Here is an 18782-nt window from a genome sequence, read left to right as displayed (position 1 = left end):
TTTACATGACAAAATTAGAACGAGTGCTTGTGGTTGATGATGAACAAGATATTCAAGCTATCGCAAAGCTATCATTGGAGCGTGTTGGGGGATTAGAAACCTTGATATGTTCATCTGGTAGAGAGGCAATTGATAAAGTGCAGGTATTTGCTCCGAACATTATCTTACTCGACGTTATGATGCCAGGCCTAGATGGACCCGCAACACTAAGCATATTGAAAGAGAAGGGGTTAGTAACCAACATTCCTGTAGTTTTTTTTACGGCAAAAGTGCTTGATAAAGAAATTGAGGAGTTACATAGCTGTGGAGCTTTCGATGTTATCTCTAAGCCTTTTGATCCAATGAAGTTACCGTCGATACTTGAAGATATCTGGAGAAGAAGCCAATGAGCAATAAAGCGTTGGATATGAATCTTGATACAGAAATTGCGCAAATACGCGCACAGTATTTACTGCGCCTAAGAAGTGATGAATCAAAGTTACGTAGGCTTGTTTCAGATCTAGCCTCCCGGATTGATAAAACAGTTATTGAGGATATTCACCGGATTTTGCACTCTATTATTGGCTCCGCGGGAACGTTCGGGCTTCACCAAGCTAGTGAGGAAGCACAAAAAGCTGATGAGATTGTTATTTCATCTTTTAATGCGCTTGAACAAGAGAGCAAAGATTTTAGCAATATTCATCTGCGAACTTCAGTTATTGCGTTTTGTAACTTTTTAGATGAGATGTTTCAAAATAGTGATTTAAAGGCTCTATCGGAGCGGCATCCTGAAGACTTACTGGCACCAATTATTGATAAATCAGAAGAAACTGGAAGTACGACAGAAGTTTGGTTGATTGAAGAGGACGAAGAATTAGCCAATCAGCTCTCTGAACATATCAGTAACTTTAATTTTCATATTCGCACCTTAAATTTAAGTGATGCATTGGCTATCGCAAATACAAGTGGATGGCCACCGGTAACTATGATTGATTTAGATGGAGGAGAGTTAGGCAGAAAGAATAATATGCGTTTGACTTTAACCGCTGGGGATTATAGGCCTCGGCGACTAATCGCACTATCAAATGACGACAGCTTTGAGAAACGGGCATATGCGGCAAAGCTCCGCGCTACTGCCTTTGTATCCAAGCCGATAAATATTCCGACTCTCATTCATCATATTGAAAAATATCTAGAAAGTGCGCAGGCTAGCTATGAGCGGGTGCTGTTGGTGGACGATGACCACGAGTTGCGAGCATTTCTTGAGATCATGTTGAAATCAGAAGGAATTGAAGTAAAAGTATTAACTCAGATTAATGAAATTGTAGATGTAATGAATGATTTTCGACCAGAGTTAATATTACTCGATATGGAGATGCCTGATTACTCTGGCATAGATATAGCGGTTTTAATTCGGCAGCACCCTCAATTTGAGAGTATTCCAATTGTATATTTATCTGCCGAACAAGATTTAGGTAAGCAATCAGAAGCGTTGTCGTTTGACGCTGATGACTTCTTAACTAAACCGATATCAAAACCAAGATTGATATCGTCAATTCGTTCAAGGGTCCAAAGAGCAAGATCGCTAGACAAATTAATTAGTAAAGATAGCTTAACCGGCTTGCTGAAGCACGGCTCAATCAAAGATTCAGGAGCCCGTGAATTACAAAGGGGAAGAAGAGAATCGTACCCTGTATCTATTGTTATGCTCGACATTGATCATTTTAAGAAGGTTAACGATACATATGGTCACTCAACTGGTGATGTGGTTATTTCTTCGTTGGCTACACTCTTACGCCATCGACTTCGGCAAACCGATTTGATTGGACGATATGGAGGAGAGGAGTTTCTCGTTATCCTCCCTCAAACAACGGAACGTTCAGCTTGCGAAATTATTAATGAAGTTCGCCTTGCGTTTAATGAGATGCAATTTAGATATCAGGACGTACAATTTAGTTGTTCTCTGTCCGCAGGATGCGTGGAATCTTCCTTATTCGCGGATAGTGATTTGTCTGAATTAATCGAAGCTGCAGATGAAGCGCTCTACAGTAGCAAAAACAACGGGCGAAACCGAGTTACAGCAAGAAGTGATCTTGATTGACGAGCAAGAGCGCCATTTAGCATGGATGTTCATTAATAAGAATTTTTCATCGCACCGCTCAATTTTATTTCTAGAATCCGAGCGGTGCTTATTTTCTTAGTTAAAAGCTAATTTACTTCGAACTAGTTTGTGAATCCATTATTTACGGTTTCAATCCATTGCTGCACACGTTGTTCTAATATCGGTAAAGGCAATGAACCTCCGCCTAAAACCGTATCGTGGAAGCCGCGAATATCAAAGCGATCACCGAGCTCTTCTTCAGCTTGTGCGCGCAATTCTTGAATGCGTAGCATACCAATTTTGTATGCGGTAGCCTGGCCAGGCCAAACTAAATAGCGCTGAACCTCGGCGCGAACTGAACCTTCAGTAATCGGGGTGTTTTCAAGGAAATAAGCTACGGCTTCATCTTCATTCCAGCCAAGGGCATGCATGCCCGTATCAACTACCAAGCGAACTGCACGCCAAATCTCAGCGGTTAAACGGCCAAAATCAGAATAATCATCGCGATAACCACCCATTTCTTTGGCAAGTAACTCAGAATACAGCGCCCAGCCCTCTACATATACCGTATGCCGATCTTGAGTGCGAAACTGTGGAATGTTTTCCAATTCTTGAGCAATTGATATTTGCATGTGATGGCCAGGATTACCTTCATGATAAGCAACGGCTTCCATATCTACTTTTGGCATCGAACTCATATCGGAAAGGTGTGCGTAATAGATACCTGGGCGCGAACCATCGGGAGTGCCAGGAAAGTAATGTTGCGGTGCGCCATCTTCTTCGCGAAAGGCTTCAACGCGGCGCACCACTAAATCAGCTTTTGGCAAAATACCAAAGAAATCAGGAAGGCGATCGGCAATACCATCAAGATAAGCCGTTGAATCATCTATGTAAGCTTGGCGGCCTTCATCAGTATTGGGGTATAGGAATTGCTCATCAGTACGCACAAAATCAAAGAATTCTTGCAAGGTACCAGCAAAACCAACACGCTCCTGAATTACGCGCATTTCTTCTTGAATTCGAGCTACTTCATCAACACCAATTTGGTGAACTTCTTCCGCTGTTAAATCGGTGGTGGTATGGAACCACAGCATAAAGTTGTAGTAATCACGCCCACCTTCATATTTGGCTACACCGGTAGGATTGCTATCCGCATTCACCATATCCTCTTCTAACCAATCCACTAAGCGCTGGTAAGCGGGGCCAACATGATTGATGAGCGCACTACGAACTTCATTCTCAAGCGATTCAGCTATCTGGCTATCGATAGCATTTGATTCTAATAATTCAGCAATCTTATTTCCTGCATCTTCAAATAAGGGTGCTGATTCATTGCCTTCAGTGAAGGGGGTGCCATCGATTAATGCGCGTGCTTGCCGTAAAGCGCCGCGGTAGCCAAAATCAGGTACACGAATACCATTCTCAGCACGCTCTTGCGCCATCTGTAAGAGCGTATCAATAGATACTTCGAGGTGTTGTAAACGTGCAATATAAGCGCGCATATCATCTTCATTATCTACCGCATGAAATGAAATTAAGAATTGCGGAAGAGCAGAGTGAATACTCGACATTTGGTGGAAGATGTATGCCATATCACGATACTCAAAAGCCCGAGTATCGCGTTCTACTTGGTAAGCCCAAAGGTCGTAGGAAGTTTTTGCTTCTTGATCAAGGCTGCCATAATCGAAATTCTGTTCCATCTCAGTAACAGTGGCCTGAGACCAATCTACCATTTCCCGTTGGCCTGCTTCGCTTACATCGTTTAAGCGATCATATTGCTCTTTACGCCCCAGCATCGTGAGTTGCATGGGTGTCATCTGCAGCCGTTCTTCAAACTTCTCATCAAGCCATAGGTTTAAGCGCTCTGATTCCGTTAACTCGGCGTCAGGCTGCGAAGGTGGTGCATCGCTGCACGCGCTGAGTAGGGCTATAAGCGCCCCAGCAAATAGTAATTTACGCATTGGAGATAACCTCTATCATTCAATTGAAATATGCCGGGGCGAAACTACGTTGCCAGAACGGCGCACAAAAATATTGGTGGTTTACTAAATAATATCCTAGCACGTTTTTACATGCTGACTACGGCTCGAGTTAGTCAGTGATATTAGCCAAATAAAGATCAAATACCGCTATTATCTAAAATTACAACACAGTGATATACTACAGCCATACCTAAACGGCTTTAAAGCCAGCAAAACAAGAGAAAAAGTTATTATCGATATGAATGACAAAACAACTCCAGAACAACCGCAGCATGATGTGGAAATCCCTTCGCGGGAGGCCATGTTAGAGGTGGTGAAAAATGCGCTCAAGCCGGTAGCTTACCAAGATATCTTGAGCCATTTTAAGTTAACCGATGAGCGCCAGCATATTGGGGTGAAGAGGCGTTTGCGCGCTATGGAGCGCGATGGCCAACTGGTTTATACACGCAATGATTCCTATGGCATGCCTGAGCGCATGGATTTGCAGAAAGGCGTTGTAATTGGCCACCGAGATGGCTTCGGGTTTGTGCGTTTAGATGAAGGCGGGCCTGATTTATTTTTACCGTTTCATCAAATGCAAACCGTTATGCACGGCGATCGAGTGTTAGTGAAAGCTGGCGCCGCCGATGCCAAAGGGCGCAAAGAAGGCCGAATAGTACGAACACTAAATGATGAGGTTCGGCAGATAGTAGGCCGCTATTTCTTCGAAGATGGTATTGCTTTAGTGGTGCCAGATGATACCCGCGTAAGCCAAGATTTAATTATCCAACCAGAGCACACTAATGGTGCTCGGCATGGCCAAATTGTAGTTGCGGAAATTATGTCGCGGCCAAGCCGGCGTTCATCGCCATTGGCTAAAGTAGTTGAAATTATCGGCGATCATATGGCGCCGGGTATGGAAATTGAAGTAGCGATTCGCGAACACAATATTCCACACGAATGGCCAGCGGCAGTAGAGCAAGAATCGAAATCAATTCCAGCAGAAGTGCCTGATTCAGATAAAAAAGGCCGAGTAGATCTGCGCCGTTTGCCGTTGGTAACGATTGATGGTGAAGATGCGCGAGATTTCGATGATGCGGTTTTCTGCCAGCCAGACGATAAAGGATTTCGGTTATGGGTAGCCATTGCTGATGTAAGCCATTATGTTCGCCCGGGAAACGGCCTCGATAAAGAAGCGCTCAGCCGTGGTAATTCGGTATATTTTCCAAATCATGTAATTCCAATGCTCCCAGAGGCATTATCAAATGGCCTGTGTTCATTAAACCCGCAAGTAGATCGTTTGTGTATGGTTGCCGAAATGGTAATTGGGCCGCGCGGCAAGCTACTGGAATCGAGCTTTTACCCGGCATTGATGAACTCTCATGCGCGGTTAACCTATACCAAGGTGGCGGCTATTTTAGATGGTGATAAAGAACTCCGTAGCCAATATCAGGCGGTGGTTCCACACATCGAGAATTTGCAGGGATTGTATAAAATTTTACGCGGAAGCCGCGAACGCCGTGGCGCTATTGATTTTGATACTGTGGAAACACGCTTTATTTTCAATGCAGAACGCAAAATTGAGCGTATAGAACCGGTGCACCGCAATCAAGCGCACATGCTGATTGAAGAATGTATGATTATGGCCAACGTGGCCGCTGCTAATTTTGTTGAAAAGAACAAAGGCGCAGCACTGTTCCGTGTGCATGATTTACCTGATGAAGATCGCCTGATGGCGTTCCGTATGGTGTTGGGCGAAATGGGCTTAACTATGCCGCTTCGTGATGAACCAGCCCCAGCTGATTTTGGCGAAGTGTTAAAACAAGTAGCAGATCGGCCAGATCGGGAACTGATTCAAACCATGCTGTTGCGTTCATTGCAGCAAGCCATTTACACGGTTGAAAATCGTGGGCACTTTGGCTTGGCGTTGAAAGCCTACGCGCATTTCACATCGCCAATTCGCCGTTATCCAGATTTGGTTTTACATCGAGAAATTAAGCGCATTCTTGCTGAACAGCATCGTGGTATGCCGGGTTTGGAAGGCGCACATCATTATGAGCCTAAACAACTTGCAGAGCTTGGCCCGCATTGCTCACAAACTGAGCGCCGTGCAGATGATGCCACCCGCCAGGTTGATGAATGGCTGAAGTGTGAGTTCATGCAAGATCACGTTGGTGATGAATTTGAAGGCGTAATTTCAGCGGTTACGAACTTTGGTTTGTTCGTGCGGTTAACCGATTACATGATTGATGGCTTAGTGCACATATCGAACCTGAAAAGTGAGTATTACCACTTTGATGCGGAACGCCACTTATTAATCGGTGAATCGAGTGGCAGTGTATACCGGCTTGGTGATAAGGCTCGCGTAAAAGTAGCTGCGGTTAACTTAGATGAGCGCAAAATTGATTTTGAACTATTGCATGTAGAACAAACCTCGGATGCATTGGCACCGAAGCGCAGAGTTAAGCAGAAGCATTCAGAAAAGCGCGGACCAAGCAAGGGAAGAGGCAAAGGCTCAAGTAAAGCTAGGGGTGATAAAAAAACCTCAGGTACGAAACCTAAAGCTGCATCCCCAGGCGCTGCAAAGGCAGGCAAGAAAAATTCAACTAGGAAGAAACGTTCGCGATGAGTAAAAGTGAAACAGTATTTGGCATTCATTCGGTTAGCGCGCTATTGCAACATGCTCCCGAGAGAGCATTAGAATTATTTGTACAGAAAGATAGAGATGATCCCGCAATTCAAGAGATTGTGAAAGCAGCTCGTATTGCCGGTGTTCGCCCACAGTTTTGCCAACGCAAAACGCTCGATGATAGAGTGCAAGAGGGCAACCACCAAGGTGTATTGCTTATCGTAACGCCAGGGCGTGTATATCAAGAAAATGATCTGCCAGAGCTTGCGCAAAACGCTGGGCAAAAGGCGTTGTTTCTGATTCTTGATCAAGTAACCGACCCGCACAATTTAGGTGCGTGTTTGCGTACCGCCGATGCGGCCGCTGTTACTGCGGTTATTGTGCCGAAAGATAAAGCGGCTGGCTTGAACGCAACGGTTCGTAAGGTAGCAAGTGGGGCAGCTGAAATAGTGCCTTTAGTTACCGCTACAAACTTAGCACGTGCAATTCGCATACTAAAAGATGAAGGCGTGTGGGTTACCGGCACTGCTGGCGAAGCTGATGCAACCCTATATCAGAATAAATTTGTTGGCCCAGTTGCACTTGTTATGGGCGCTGAGGGAGCGGGCATGCGTCGGCTTACTCGTGAGCTTTGCGATGATTTAATTTCGATTCCGTTAGCGGGTTCCGTAAGTAGCTTGAACGTTTCTGTAGCTGCGGGTGTATGTTTATTTGAAGTAGTGCGGCAGCGGAGTGCCGGTAAATGATGAAAAAAATATTACCGCTATTGTTAATTGGTGTGGCGGTAATGCTTTTTGCAGTAATGTCATGGCTCGGTTCATCGGATTCAACGGTGAACCAGTTTCGCCCGCCTATCGGGTTAGAAATGGAATACACCGAGAATGATCGTATGCAGAAGCGGGTGGCGGACGATATTTTGTATCGTATGCAAACGCACCATGAATACCGCTTGGCAACATCACAAACCGGTGATCCGGTAGCAAGTGTGCAGATCAATATTGAGCGCTTAGGGAATGATGAAATTAAAATCACTGCTAATGTGAATGGCCAACCTATTATAGTAGAAGGCCCGGCTGAAGTTGCTTTAAGCCTTTCCGCAAAAATGTTTTCCCTCGTGAATAATGCACTTTCAGAGCTTGTTATCGCTGGTTAGTTCGCGTACAATTCGCCGGCTTGAATCAGCCCAACTAACTATTTAAAGTTAATTTCAAGTTCCTTGCTTACATGTCAGCCGGGCTGAGCTGAACTTAGGCTTTAATCCATAAGGAGCAATTATGCGTCATTATGAAATCGTATTTATGGTTCATCCGGACCAGAGTGAACAGGTTCCAGGTATGGTTGAGCGTTACAGCGAAACTATTACTTCTAACGGTGGCACTATTAACCGTGTAGAAGATTGGGGCCGTCGCCAACTAGCTTATCCAATCAACAAGCTGCATAAAGCTCACTATGTTCTTTTGAACGTAGAAGCTACAACAGAAGTGATTGATGAGTTAGAAACTACTTTCCGCTACAACGATGCGGTTCTACGCAGCCTGGTTATGCGTAAAGACGAAGCGATCAGCGAACCTTCACCTTTTGGTAAGCCAAAAGAGCGTGAAGAACGTCGTGATTCGCGAGCTGAAGAGACCGAATCTGCTGAGTGATGTCGGCTACAACAGCTCAAGGCTCTGCCATTAACCAGTTAATTATTCGCGGTAGCATAGTTAAGCCGCCACGAATGAAACGCAGCCCAGCCGGCATTTCTCATCTCCTTCTAGCGTTAGAACATCGTTCTTTGCAGCAAGAAGCAGATTTAACACGGCAGTGTTATGTAAGAATTCAGGTAGTGGTTAGCGGTGATTGGGCAGAATCTTGGTCAACGAAACTTTCTCTGGGTAGTGAAATTGAAGTATCGGGTTTTATTCAGCGTCATGAAAACGCAAATGGAATTCCACGCTTAGTACTTCACGCTCAGAACATAAAACAGGTTTAACAGGAGAACACCATGGCTCGTTTTTTCCGTCGTCGTAAGTTCTGCCGCTTTAAGGCAGAAGGCGTAAAAGAGATCGATTACAAAGATATCGCTACGCTGAAAAATTATATTACTGAAACTGGTAAGATTGTTCCAAGCCGTATTACCGGTACTTCAGCAAAGTATCAGCGTCAGCTGGCTCGCGCAATTAAGCGTGCCCGTTACCTGAGCTTGCTGCCATACACTGATGGCCACAAGTAAAGGAGACTTGAACGATGAATATTATCTTACTAGATAAAGTTGCAAATTTGGGCAGCCTGGGCGACCAGGTAAACGTGAAATCTGGCTATGCTCGGAACTTCTTGTTCCCTAAAGGCAAAGCCGTTCCAGCGAACAAAGTAAATATCGAAATGTTCGAACAGCGCCGTGCAGAACTTGAAGCTAAATTAGCGTCAGATCTGAAAGCTGCTGAAGAACGTGCAGAAGCTATCAATGCACTGGACGCTATCGTTATTACCTCTAAAGCAGGTGATGAAGGTAAATTGTTCGGTTCAATTGGTACTCGCGATATCGCTGATGCAGTTACTGCTGCTGGCGCTGCTGTTCAAAAGAGCGAGATTTTAATGCCACATGGCACTATTCGTGAAGTTGGCGAATTTGAAATCGAACTGCAATTACATGCAGACGTACTTGCAGCTATTACCTTGAAGGTAGAAGCTGGCGAGTAAGGGATTACAATCTCTTTAAATGAAAAGCAGCACCTTAGGTGCTGCTTTTTTTTTATGGTCTGTGTATCATCAAAGATTCTTATTACCAATAATGCTGATGGAATACTGTGGCAACTAATAATAAAAAATCATCTGATGCAAAGCTCGATGCGCTAAAAACACCCCCGCATTCTATTGAAGCGGAACAATCAGTTTTGGGCGGCTTAATGCTTGATAACCAAGCGTGGGATAATGTTTCTGAGCGCGTAATTCAAGACGATTTCTATTTGCTTTCTCATCGCTTTATTTTTGGTGCCATGGCTCGCTTAAGTGAAGAAGGGAAGCCGGTTGATTTTGTAACGCTCTCAGAGCGCTTAGAGCAAAATGACGAGCTTGAACGTTCTGGCGGCGCAGCTTACCTATTAGAAATTCAGAAAAACACTCCTAGCTCTGCGAATATATTAGCTTATGCCGATATCGTTCGTGAACGCGCATTGGTGCGGGAAATGATTGGCGTTGCCAATAAAATCGCAGAAGCAGGTTTTGATCCGCAAGGCCGAGATAGCAAAGAGCTGCTAGATTTTGCTGAGCAACATGTATTCCAAATTGCTGAAAAGCGCAGTAGCAGCGATGAAGGCCCGCAAGGTTTAATTGGTATATTAGATAAAACACTCGATCGCATCGAGTATCTAAGTAAACAAGCGAATTTCAGTGGTGTTACTGGCGTATCTACCGGGTTTCACGATTTAGATAAAAAAACAGCCGGTTTACAGCCTTCAGATTTGATTATAGTAGCCGCACGGCCTTCAATGGGTAAAACCACCTTCGCTATGAATTTGGTTGAGCATGCCATGATGCATGAAGAAAAGCCGGTTGTGGTATTCAGCCTCGAGATGCCTGCCGAGCAAATTATGATGCGGATGCTCGCTTCACTAAGCCGGGTAGATCAAACCAAAGTACGAACAGGCCAGCTTGATGATAAAGATTGGGATCGTATTACCTCAACCATGATCGTGCTAAAAGAACGGGCTAAATTATTTGTTGATGATAGCTCAGGGTTAACGCCTACTGAAGTGCGTTCAAGAGCCCGGCGCATTGCGCGGGAGCACGATGGTATTAGCATGATTATGGTGGATTATTTACAGTTAATGACGGTGCCTGGCTTATCGGAAAATAGAACATTAGAAATTGCGGAAATTTCCCGTTCACTAAAAGCGCTCGCAAAAGAATTAAAAGTTCCTGTTGTTGCTCTCTCACAGTTAAACCGCTCACTAGAGCAACGCTCTGATAAACGGCCAGTGAATTCAGATTTACGTGAATCAGGTTCAATTGAGCAGGATGCCGATTTGATTATGTTTATTTATCGCGATGAAGTTTATCACCCTGATTCGAACGACCAGGGCCTCGGTGAAATCATTATCGGTAAACAACGGAACGGGCCAATTGGCCGCCTGAAACTTATGTTTCATGGCCAGTACTCACGTTTTGATAATTATACTGGTGAGCAATTAGATGATGATTATTAAAGCTCTAGGCGGAAACGCTGTGGTAGACATAAATGGCTAATGCGATGCGTCCGGCTTGGGCAGCAATAGATCTGCAAGCATTACAACACAATACGCAAGTTATTCGTAAACTGGCGGGCAATCGCCGTATTCTTGGCATTTTAAAAGCCAATGCTTATGGCCACGGCCTTACGCGCATTGCTCAAGCACTTGCCGATATTGATGCAATTGGCGTGGCTCGGGTAGATGAAGCCTTGCAGCTTCGTAATTTTGGCATCACTCGGCCGATTGTTTTACTCGAAGGCTTTTTTGCAGCGGAACAAATTCCTATTTTAGCTGCAAGTAACATTCAACCTGTGATTCACAATTTGCATCAATTAGAACAGCTTGCTGCTGCGGAGCATGTTTCAGACCCAATGCGTGTGTGGCTGAAAATAGATACTGGTATGCATCGCCTTGGTATTGAGCCTTCGCAAGTAAGTGCTTGCTACCAACAGTTAGCAAATATGCCGCAGGTGAATGGCCCACCGATTTTAATGACTCACCTTGCTTGCGCTGATGAACCCGAGCACGCACAAAATGTTAAGCAGCTTAATAAGTTCGCCGAGTTGGTTCACCCTTATCAAGATTCAGTAACCTCGATGGCGAACAGTGCCGCTCTGTTTGCTGGTATTGGCAGCGAATATGATTGGGTGCGGCCTGGATTATCATTGTATGGTGTGAGCCCATTCGCCGGCACTGTAGGCAGCGATTATGCGCTGCAAGCGGTTATGAATTTGCAGGCGAGCATGATATCGGTGCGCAAAATTAAAGCCGGAGAGCCGGTAGGTTATGGTGCAGCTTGGGCGCCGGCTGAAGATACTTATATCGGTATTGTGGCTATTGGGTATGGTGATGGTTATCCACGGCATGCACCACAGGGTACGCCAGTTTGGATTGGCGGGCGCTGCTACCCATTAGTAGGGCGAGTGGCTATGGATATGATTACGGTTGATTTAGGAGCGCAGCTGAACGTTGAGTTAGGCGATACAGCCCAGCTTTGGGGTAGAGAGCTGCCGGTTGAAAAAGTAGCTGCAGCGGTTGGTACTATTCCATACGAGTTGTTATGTAACGTGGCTCGCAGGGTGCAGCTCGATTACCTCGATTAATGTGCAGAGTTTAAGAACGTAAAAGGCTCAGTATAGAAAACCTATACTGAGCCTTTGTTTTTTTGCGTTGTTGCTCGAACTACTGGCTATGTTGGCAGTTGCTACAAATACCAAGTGCCTCAACCGTTTGTTGTTGTACTGTAAACCCTTGGTTTTCTGCCTGCTCAACAAATGCTTGATGCACGCCGGAAGAGTGAATTTCTTGAACATTGCCACAATGGGTGCAAATTAGCATTTGTACCGGATGCTGTTTCTCAAAATGCGAGCACAAAACGTAGCTGTTCGATGAAGAAACCTTATGCACGAAGCCTTGGCTTTGTAAAAATTCGAGCGCTCGATAAATCGTAGGGGGCTTCGCGTTTGGCACCTCGGCCTTCAAAAGATCGAGCAGATCATAGGCACCAACGGCACCCTCTTGCTCGGTAAGTATTGCGAACACTTCACGACGCGTTGGTGTCATTCGAACACCACGCCGTTGACACATTATTTCTGCTCGTTTCAGTAATTGTTCCGTTGCTTGTTTATGCATTGTGTTACCTATCAATTACACCCCGATAGTTTCATTGAAACCGGAAAATATTTCAGGGTTAAAAACTACTTATAAGTAGAGCATACGTTTTCTTTTTCAAACAGGGAAGCGTAACTCGCTTTTTGATATCGGCTCGCTGTAGTTTTTCCCTTAATTAACGTAAAATGCAAGCTCAAATTTTAGGAGTACACCATGATATCTGTTGCCCCAATGCTGGATTGGACCGATCGGCATTGTCGATTTTTTCATCGGCAAATATCTCAACAAGCGTTGCTGTATACCGAAATGGTTACAACCGGCGCCATTATTCATGGCAAACAAGATTTTTTGGCGTACAACGAAGCTGAACATCCAGTGGCATTGCAACTCGGTGGTAGTAACCCAAGCGATCTGGCCGCGTGTGCCAAACTGGCTGCAGAACGGGGTTATGATGAGGTAAATCTGAATGTTGGTTGCCCTTCAGATAGAGTGCAAAATGGTAGTTTTGGTGCATGTTTAATGGCCGAGCCGCTATTAGTGGCTGATTGTATCAAAGCTATGCAAGATGCAGCGCCAAATATTCCAGTTACGGTAAAAACACGTTTAGGTATTGATGACTTTGATAGCTACGAATTCCTTCAAGCGTTAATAGAACCATTGATTGCTATTGATTGCCCACGGGTTATTTTGCATGCTCGCAAAGCTTGGCTTAACGGTTTGAGCCCAAAAGAGAACCGCGAAGTACCACCATTAAACTATGAACGTGTTTATCAGGTTAAGCGTGATTATCCTGCTCTTCAGGTGCACTTAAATGGTGGCGTGAATTCTTTAGCGGAAGCGCAAGAACACTTGCAGTTAGTAGATGGTGTAATGCTCGGTAGAGCTGCATACTCTAACCCGTGGCTCTTAGCGGAAGTTGATACCTTGTTTGGCGCGGCTGAAACTGCGCCGGTGAAAGAGCAGGTTATCCAGCAAATGATCGCCTACATTGAACAGCATATAGAAGCGGGTGGCCGCTTTTGGCATGTAGCTCGACACATGCTGGGTTTATATCAGAATTGCCCAGGCGCACGGCAGTGGCGTAGAACGCTAAGTGAGCTTGGCCCACGAGCGAATGATTGTTCACCGCTTTTAATTGCGAAGGGCATTATTGATTCGGAAAAGGTACGGGCAGCTGAACGAGAACAGCTTGTATAGAGTTATTAATTAATTTATTCGCTGTAAGTATATGAATAGCGGCATCTTAAAAGGAAGGCTTGGTAATGAAATATCTACATACTATGGTTCGTGTAAATGATTTAGATGATTCGTTACGCTTTTACTGCGATGGTTTAGGCTTAAAAGAAGTTCGCCGAAAAGAGGTGCCCCAAGGCAGATTCACTCTGGTGTTTCTGGCTGCGCCGGAAAGCCCAGAAGCCGAACTTGAGCTTACCTATAATTGGGATCCTGAAACCTACGCTGGCGGCAGAAATTTTGGTCATTTAGCCTTTCGAGTGGATGATATTTATCAGGCTTGTGCTCACTTGCAGGATATGGGCGTTACTATCAATAGGCCTCCTCGTGATGGCTATATGGCATTTGTTCGTTCACCAGATGGTATTTCAATCGAGCTGCTGCAAAAAGGTGATGCTCTAAAGCCAAGTGAGCCATGGGCATCAATGGAGAACACAGGTAGTTGGTGATTCTTTAAGTAACAGGGCGCTTTCGGCCAACAGTATGGCAAATCAGCTGAAGCCGCAGTAACTAACTAGCACCATAAATGCTTCTTTGCTATTGTCGATTGAATACTCGAACAATAATTACATACGGATTAGGTATCATGAAAAAAGTAACACGTTTTTCGTTTACGGCTTTAACGTTAGCCATGTTCAGTTTGGGCTTAAGCGCTCAAGCTACAGAAATAACTGCAAGCGATCGGGCTATTCGTATAGCTCAAGAATCGATGATTATCGATACACATATTGATGTGCCTTACCGCTTAATTAATGATTGGGAAGATGTAAGTAAAGCAACCGAACGCGGCGATTTCGATTACGAACGTGCTGTCTCGGGTGGCTTGAATGCGCCTTTTATGGCTATTTATATTCCTTCTAGCTACGAAGATAACGGTGCTTATACGCTTGCTAACCACCTAATCGATTTCATGGAGGCTTTGGTTTATCGGGCTCCGGAAAAGTTTGCTATTCCGCATTCAGCAGATGATCTATTCGCGCACAAAGAAGCGGGTTTGATGTCGTTGGCGATGGGTATGGAGAACGGCGCGCCTATCGAAGGTGAAATAGATAATTTGCATCACTTCTTCGAGCGCGGTGTGCGCTACATCACGTTAGCGCATTCGGAAGATAACCATATTTCCGATTCCTCGTATGATATTCGCGGCACCTGGGGTGGCTTAAGCCCTTTCGGTAAAGAATTAGTTGTAGAGATGAACCGTGTAGGCATGATGGTGGATGTATCACATATCTCTGATAAAGCATTCTATGATGTTTTAGAAATTACCGAGGTTCCAGTAATAGCCACCCATTCTTCGGCGCGTAAATTTACGCCAGGTTGGCAGCGGAATATGAACGACGACATGATTAAGGCTTTAGCCGAAAATGATGGCGTGATTCAAGTGACATTCGGCTCAACTTTCGTAACCACGCGTGCTAATCAGCATCGGGCTCGTATTCAGCGTTTAGTGCGTGAAATTAACGAGCGTTTAGGTGAGGGTACAACACGAGCTCAAGCTGAAATTGCAAAAATACGTGAAGAAAACCCATATCCATTTGCCACGTTGAAAGATGTTCTTGACCACATCGACCATATCGTTGACTTGGTAGGAATAAATCACGTGGGTATTGGTTCTGATTACGATGGTGTAGGCGATACTTTACCCGTTGGCTTGAAAGATGTTCGAACCTTTCCGAACTTGATTCAAGGCTTGCTCGACCGAAACTATTCAGAAGAAGATATCGATAAAATTCTTTTTGGCAATACTATTCGCGTATGGCGTGCAGCGGAGGCATTTGCAGCGCAGGCCAATTAAATTTAATTAGTTAGCGATAACAGTAGTTAAACCATAACAGTAGTTAAACCATAACAGTAGTTAAACCATAACAATTGTATAAACGCTTTTGTAGAGCATCCTTTAAGTTAATGTTTTTAAACTAAAGAATCTACAAAGGCGTTTTGTTTGGGTGCTGATACACTTTTTAATATCTATATCGAACTTCTGTTCAATCTGTACTAGTACTAAAAACAACGAGTGTAGTTATTACTTATCGCTCGTTCTAGTTGACTCTCCCTAATAAATCCGTATAATCTTGCACACGTCTTTTTGGGCGCAGTACGTAGTTAGTGCGATTAAGTATCTTAAGCGGGAAGCTTAGTTTGTTTTAGGAACTAAGTAGATAGTTTAAGGCACTTCAACAGCGGTCCCGATTGGGGGCCGAATGGTGGTTAAAATCACTTCCTCTTTCAACCCAAGGGTTGTTCAAGAGGCGAGTTTTTTTATGCTCTTTTTTAAATGCTCTTTATATGAGGCTTTGATTTATGTCTGGTCAAAGAATTCGAATTCGCTTAAAAGCTTTCGATCACCGATTGATCGATCAGTCTACAGCGGAAATCGTAGATACAGCGAAACGTACCGGTGCACAGGTTCGTGGTCCAATTCCACTACCTACGCGCAAAGAACGTTTCACCGTGCTTATTTCTCCGCACGTGAACAAAGACGCCCGTGATCAGTACGAGATCCGCACCCACAAGCGTCTTATCGATATTATCGAGCCAACAGAAAAAACTGTTGATGCTTTGATGCGTTTGGACTTGGCTGCTGGTGTTGACGTACAAATCAGCCTGGGCTAAGTGAGAAACAAGATTCTAGATAAGAGGTTTTAACAATGGCTATTGGTCTAGTCGGTCGGAAAGTAGGAATGACTCGCATCTTTCAAGAAGATGGCGCTTCAGTTCCTGTGACTGTGATCGAAGTGTTGGCAAACCGTGTTACTCAAGTGAAAACTTTAGACACAGATGGTTACCAAGCACTTCAAGTGACTACTGGCAGCAAGAAAACCAACCGTGTAACCAAGCCTATGGCTGGTCACTTCGCTAAAGCTGGCGTAGAAGCCGGTCGCGGTGTATGGGAATTCCGTCTGAATGAAAATGAAGGCGCTGAATTTGGGGTTGGATCTGAGCTGACTGTAGATATCTTCGCGGACACAAAACTCGTTGACGTCACTGGCACGTCAAAAGGTAAAGGTTTCGCTGGTACCGTAAAACGCTGGAATTTCAGCATGCAAGACGCGACGCATGGTAACTCTTTGTCGCATCGTGCTCCAGGTTCTATCGGTCAAAACCAGTCACCTGGTAAAGTATTTAAAGGCAAGAAAATGGCCGGCCAAATGGGTAACAAACAGATTACTGTTCAGTCCCTGGAAGTCGTCCGTGTTGACGCTGAGCGCAACTTGATTCTGGTTAAAGGTGCTGTCCCTGGAGCTTCCGGTGGCAACGTAATCGTTAAGCCTGCGGTCAAAGCGTAACGTCTGAGGAGATTAGTGATGGAATTAGCATTAAAAGACGCGAAAGGCGCTCTTGAAGTTTCCGAAGCTACCTTTGGACGTGAATACAATGAAGCTTTGGTGCATCAGGTAGTAGTTGCCTATGCAGCAGGCGCACGTCAAGGTAGTAAAGCGCAGAAAACACGTTCAGAAGTTTCTGGTGGTGGCAAAAAGCCATGGCGCCAGAAGGGTACTGGCCGTGCTCGTGCGGGTACGATTCGTAGCCCAATCTGGCGTTCTGGTGGTGTAACTTTCGCAGCGAAGCCACAGGACCATGCACAAAAAGTTAACAAGAAGATGTACCGTGGAGCGCTTAAGAGCATCCTTTCTGAACTAGTTCGCCAAGATCGTTTGATCGTGGTTGAAAGTTTCGGTATTGATTCGCCAAAAACCAAGCAGTTGGTTGCTAAGTTGAAAGACATGGAGTTGAACGACGTTCTTATCATCACTAAAGATCTTGATGAGAATTTGTTTCTAGCTTCACGCAACCTGCATAAAGTTGATGTTCGTGATGTACAGGGTATCGATCCGGTCAGTTTGATCGCGTTTGATAAAGTTCTGTTCACTGCGGACGCAGTTAAGCAGCTTGAGGAGACATTATTATGATGCGCGAAGAACGTTTGCTGAAAGTAATTCTGGCACCTCACGTTTCTGAGAAAGCAACTATGGCAGCTGAAAACCAAAACACAGTGGTTTTCAAAGTAGCTACAGACGCAACTAAATCAGAAATTAAAGCTGCAGTTGAAAAACTGTTCGAAGTCGAAGTAACCGGCGTACGTACTCTTAACGTGAAGGGTAAAACTAAGCGTTTCGGTGCGCGCACAGGTAAACGGAGCGATTGGAAAAAAGCTTACGTGTCCTTGGGTGAAGGTGCTGACATCGATTTCGTCGGCGGCGCTGAGTAAACAGGAGGATTATCAAGATGGCTGTTGTTAAATGTAAGCCTACGTCCCCGGGTCGTCGTCACGTCGTAAAAGTCGTTGGCCAAGACCTGTACAAAGGCAAGCCTTATGCCCCTTTGCTGGAAAAAAACAGCAAGAATGGTGGCCGTAACAATAATGGCCGGATTACCGTTCGTCACATTGGTGGTGGTCATAAGCATCACTATCGTTTGGTTGATTTCAAACGCACCAAAGACGGTATTCCAGCAACTGTAGAGCGTATTGAATACGATCCTAACCGGTCTGCCAATATTGCTTTAGTTTTGTATGCAGATGGTGAACGTCGTTACATCTTGGCCCCTAAAGGCCTAACTGCTGGTGATAAAGTAGCTTCAGGTTCTGATGCTCCGATTAAACCAGGTAACACATTACCATTACGCAACATTCCAGTAGGTTCTGTGATTCATGCAATCGAAATGAAGCCTGGTAAAGGCGCTCAGCTGGCTCGTTCAGCAGGTGCTTCTGTTCAGCTTCTAGCGCGTGATGGCATGTACGTAACTGTTCGTCTTCGCTCAGGTGAAGTACGTAAGATACTTGCAGAATGTCGCGCAACCATCGGCGAAGTTGGTAACGCTGAACACATGCTTAAGCAGCTCGGTAAAGCCGGTGCTACTCGGTGGCGTGGTGTTCGTCCAACAGTTCGTGGTGTTGCAATGAACCCGGTTGATCACCCACATGGTGGTGGTGAAGGCCGGACTTCAGGAGGCCGTCATCCGGTTACTCCATGGGGTGTTCCTACGAAAGGTTACAAAACTCGTAAGAATAAGCGTACTAGCAAGTACATCGTGCGTCGTCGCACTAAGTAATAGGC

21 protein-coding genes are annotated in these 18782 nt (G+C 44.9%); 19 read left to right on the top strand and 2 right to left on the bottom strand.

The window, feature by feature from the left end; translation table 11 throughout:
• The first annotated feature begins 5 nt into the window (after positions 1-5).
• Entirely contained in the window at positions 6-389 is a 384-nt protein-coding gene (locus A28LD_RS01310) for a response regulator (RefSeq protein ID WP_007419249.1), read from the top strand.
• Positions 386-2080 (top strand): diguanylate cyclase, encoded by a 1695-nt coding sequence (locus tag A28LD_RS01305; protein ID WP_007419248.1) that lies wholly within the window; start codon positions 386-388, stop codon positions 2078-2080. Before A28LD_RS01310 ends, A28LD_RS01305 begins: the two co-directional genes overlap by 4 nt.
• A 122-nt stretch (positions 2081-2202) precedes the next feature.
• Here A28LD_RS01305 and A28LD_RS01300 read toward each other — a convergent pair whose 3' ends face one another.
• Positions 2203-4041: a DUF885 domain-containing protein gene (locus A28LD_RS01300; RefSeq protein WP_007419247.1), complete on the bottom strand. Its 1839-nt coding sequence runs from the start codon at positions 4039-4041 to the stop codon at positions 2203-2205.
• A 259-nt stretch (positions 4042-4300) separates the two neighbouring features.
• On the opposite strand from A28LD_RS01300, the gene rnr reads away from it, so the two are divergent.
• The 9 genes from rnr to alr all read left to right on the top strand — a co-directional run bounded on the left by rnr (position 4301) and on the right by alr (position 11984).
• On the top strand, positions 4301-6670 hold the full coding sequence (gene rnr, locus A28LD_RS01295; RefSeq protein ID WP_007419246.1) for a ribonuclease R: 2370 nt from the start codon (positions 4301-4303) through the stop codon (positions 6668-6670).
• The gene (rlmB, locus tag A28LD_RS01290) at positions 6667-7416 is read left to right on the top strand and encodes a 23S rRNA (guanosine(2251)-2'-O)-methyltransferase RlmB (protein WP_007419245.1); all 750 of its coding nucleotides are present in this window, start codon (positions 6667-6669) and stop codon (positions 7414-7416) included. The genes rnr and rlmB overlap by 4 nt, the downstream gene beginning before the upstream one ends.
• Entirely contained in the window at positions 7413-7823 is a 411-nt protein-coding gene (locus A28LD_RS01285; protein WP_007419244.1) for a hypothetical protein, read from the top strand. Before rlmB ends, A28LD_RS01285 begins: the two co-directional genes overlap by 4 nt.
• A 121-nt stretch (positions 7824-7944) precedes the next feature.
• On the top strand, positions 7945-8316 hold the full coding sequence (gene rpsF / locus A28LD_RS01280; protein ID WP_007419243.1) for a 30S ribosomal protein S6: 372 nt from the start codon (positions 7945-7947) through the stop codon (positions 8314-8316).
• Positions 8316-8645, top strand: coding sequence for a primosomal replication protein N (priB, locus tag A28LD_RS01275; protein ID WP_007419242.1), 330 nt, complete (start codon positions 8316-8318; stop codon positions 8643-8645). The genes rpsF and priB overlap by 1 nt, the downstream gene beginning before the upstream one ends.
• A 12-nt stretch (positions 8646-8657) precedes the next feature.
• Positions 8658-8885, top strand: a complete 228-nt coding sequence (gene rpsR / locus A28LD_RS01270) for a 30S ribosomal protein S18 (protein ID WP_007419241.1) — start codon at positions 8658-8660, stop codon at positions 8883-8885.
• A gap of 14 nt (positions 8886-8899) precedes the next feature.
• The gene (rplI, locus tag A28LD_RS01265; protein ID WP_007419240.1) at positions 8900-9352 is read left to right on the top strand and encodes a 50S ribosomal protein L9; all 453 of its coding nucleotides are present in this window, start codon (positions 8900-8902) and stop codon (positions 9350-9352) included.
• A gap of 107 nt (positions 9353-9459) precedes the next feature.
• Positions 9460-10857 (top strand): replicative DNA helicase, encoded by a 1398-nt coding sequence (gene dnaB, locus A28LD_RS01260; protein WP_007419239.1) that lies wholly within the window; start codon positions 9460-9462, stop codon positions 10855-10857.
• Positions 10858-10889: 32 nt separating this feature from the next.
• Positions 10890-11984: an alanine racemase gene (alr, locus tag A28LD_RS01255; protein WP_007419238.1), complete on the top strand. Its 1095-nt coding sequence runs from the start codon at positions 10890-10892 to the stop codon at positions 11982-11984.
• Between the two features lie 79 nt (positions 11985-12063).
• On the opposite strand, the gene zur is transcribed toward alr, so the two are convergent.
• The gene (zur, locus tag A28LD_RS01250; RefSeq protein WP_007419237.1) at positions 12064-12513 is read right to left on the bottom strand and encodes a zinc uptake transcriptional repressor Zur; all 450 of its coding nucleotides are present in this window, start codon (positions 12511-12513) and stop codon (positions 12064-12066) included.
• Between the two features lie 192 nt (positions 12514-12705).
• On the opposite strand from zur, the gene dusA reads away from it, so the two are divergent.
• The 8 genes from dusA (at position 12706) to rplB (ending at position 18777) form a co-directional block, all read left to right on the top strand.
• Positions 12706-13689: a tRNA dihydrouridine(20/20a) synthase DusA gene (dusA, locus tag A28LD_RS01245; RefSeq protein ID WP_007419236.1), complete on the top strand. Its 984-nt coding sequence runs from the start codon at positions 12706-12708 to the stop codon at positions 13687-13689.
• 65 nt (positions 13690-13754) lie between these two features.
• On the top strand, positions 13755-14174 hold the full coding sequence (locus tag A28LD_RS01240) for a VOC family protein (protein ID WP_007419235.1): 420 nt from the start codon (positions 13755-13757) through the stop codon (positions 14172-14174).
• A gap of 137 nt (positions 14175-14311) precedes the next feature.
• Positions 14312-15520 carry a dipeptidase gene (locus A28LD_RS01235; RefSeq protein WP_007419234.1) on the top strand — a complete coding sequence of 403 codons (1209 nt, stop codon included), beginning with the start codon at positions 14312-14314 and terminating at the stop codon, positions 15518-15520.
• A gap of 506 nt (positions 15521-16026) precedes the next feature.
• Positions 16027-16338, top strand: coding sequence for a 30S ribosomal protein S10 (gene rpsJ / locus A28LD_RS01230; protein ID WP_007419233.1), 312 nt, complete (start codon positions 16027-16029; stop codon positions 16336-16338).
• A 35-nt stretch (positions 16339-16373) separates the two neighbouring features.
• Positions 16374-17012 carry a 50S ribosomal protein L3 gene (gene rplC, locus A28LD_RS01225; protein ID WP_007419232.1) on the top strand — a complete coding sequence of 213 codons (639 nt, stop codon included), beginning with the start codon at positions 16374-16376 and terminating at the stop codon, positions 17010-17012.
• Positions 17013-17030: 18 nt separating this feature from the next.
• Entirely contained in the window at positions 17031-17636 is a 606-nt protein-coding gene (gene rplD / locus A28LD_RS01220; protein WP_007419231.1) for a 50S ribosomal protein L4, read from the top strand.
• Positions 17633-17935, top strand: a complete 303-nt coding sequence (gene rplW / locus A28LD_RS01215; protein WP_007419230.1) for a 50S ribosomal protein L23 — start codon at positions 17633-17635, stop codon at positions 17933-17935. Before rplD ends, rplW begins: the two co-directional genes overlap by 4 nt.
• Before the next feature lie 17 nt (positions 17936-17952).
• Entirely contained in the window at positions 17953-18777 is an 825-nt protein-coding gene (gene rplB, locus A28LD_RS01210; protein ID WP_007419229.1) for a 50S ribosomal protein L2, read from the top strand.
• Positions 18778-18782 lie beyond the last annotated feature (5 nt).

The organism is Idiomarina sp. A28L (assembly GCF_000218785.1).
Classification (GTDB): Bacteria; Pseudomonadota; Gammaproteobacteria; order Enterobacterales; family Alteromonadaceae; genus Aliidiomarina.
This window is presented reverse-complemented; position numbering and strand designations above follow the sequence as displayed.

What these genes read in the sequence shown, in the direction of transcription:
- A28LD_RS01310 (WP_007419249.1), top strand. Translation starts at nt 6, where the DNA reads ATGACAAAATTAGAACGAGTGCTTGTGGTTGATGATGAACAAGATATT.
- A28LD_RS01305 (WP_007419248.1), top strand. Translation starts at nt 386, where the DNA reads ATGAGCAATAAAGCGTTGGATATGAATCTTGATACAGAAATTGCGCAA.
- A28LD_RS01300 (WP_007419247.1), bottom strand. Translation starts at nt 4,041, where the DNA reads ATGCGTAAATTACTATTTGCTGGGGCGCTTATAGCCCTACTCAGCGCG.
- rnr (WP_007419246.1), top strand. Translation starts at nt 4,301, where the DNA reads ATGAATGACAAAACAACTCCAGAACAACCGCAGCATGATGTGGAAATC.
- rlmB (WP_007419245.1), top strand. Translation starts at nt 6,667, where the DNA reads ATGAGTAAAAGTGAAACAGTATTTGGCATTCATTCGGTTAGCGCGCTA.
- A28LD_RS01285 (WP_007419244.1), top strand. Translation starts at nt 7,413, where the DNA reads ATGATGAAAAAAATATTACCGCTATTGTTAATTGGTGTGGCGGTAATG.
- rpsF (WP_007419243.1), top strand. Translation starts at nt 7,945, where the DNA reads ATGCGTCATTATGAAATCGTATTTATGGTTCATCCGGACCAGAGTGAA.
- priB (WP_007419242.1), top strand. Translation starts at nt 8,316, where the DNA reads ATGTCGGCTACAACAGCTCAAGGCTCTGCCATTAACCAGTTAATTATT.
- rpsR (WP_007419241.1), top strand. Translation starts at nt 8,658, where the DNA reads ATGGCTCGTTTTTTCCGTCGTCGTAAGTTCTGCCGCTTTAAGGCAGAA.
- rplI (WP_007419240.1), top strand. Translation starts at nt 8,900, where the DNA reads ATGAATATTATCTTACTAGATAAAGTTGCAAATTTGGGCAGCCTGGGC.
- alr (WP_007419238.1), top strand. Translation starts at nt 10,890, where the DNA reads ATGGCTAATGCGATGCGTCCGGCTTGGGCAGCAATAGATCTGCAAGCA.
- zur (WP_007419237.1), bottom strand. Translation starts at nt 12,513, where the DNA reads ATGCATAAACAAGCAACGGAACAATTACTGAAACGAGCAGAAATAATG.
- dusA (WP_007419236.1), top strand. Translation starts at nt 12,706, where the DNA reads ATGATATCTGTTGCCCCAATGCTGGATTGGACCGATCGGCATTGTCGA.
- A28LD_RS01240 (WP_007419235.1), top strand. Translation starts at nt 13,755, where the DNA reads ATGAAATATCTACATACTATGGTTCGTGTAAATGATTTAGATGATTCG.
- A28LD_RS01235 (WP_007419234.1), top strand. Translation starts at nt 14,312, where the DNA reads ATGAAAAAAGTAACACGTTTTTCGTTTACGGCTTTAACGTTAGCCATG.
- rpsJ (WP_007419233.1), top strand. Translation starts at nt 16,027, where the DNA reads ATGTCTGGTCAAAGAATTCGAATTCGCTTAAAAGCTTTCGATCACCGA.
- rplC (WP_007419232.1), top strand. Translation starts at nt 16,374, where the DNA reads ATGGCTATTGGTCTAGTCGGTCGGAAAGTAGGAATGACTCGCATCTTT.
- rplD (WP_007419231.1), top strand. Translation starts at nt 17,031, where the DNA reads ATGGAATTAGCATTAAAAGACGCGAAAGGCGCTCTTGAAGTTTCCGAA.
- rplW (WP_007419230.1), top strand. Translation starts at nt 17,633, where the DNA reads ATGATGCGCGAAGAACGTTTGCTGAAAGTAATTCTGGCACCTCACGTT.
- rplB (WP_007419229.1), top strand. Translation starts at nt 17,953, where the DNA reads ATGGCTGTTGTTAAATGTAAGCCTACGTCCCCGGGTCGTCGTCACGTC.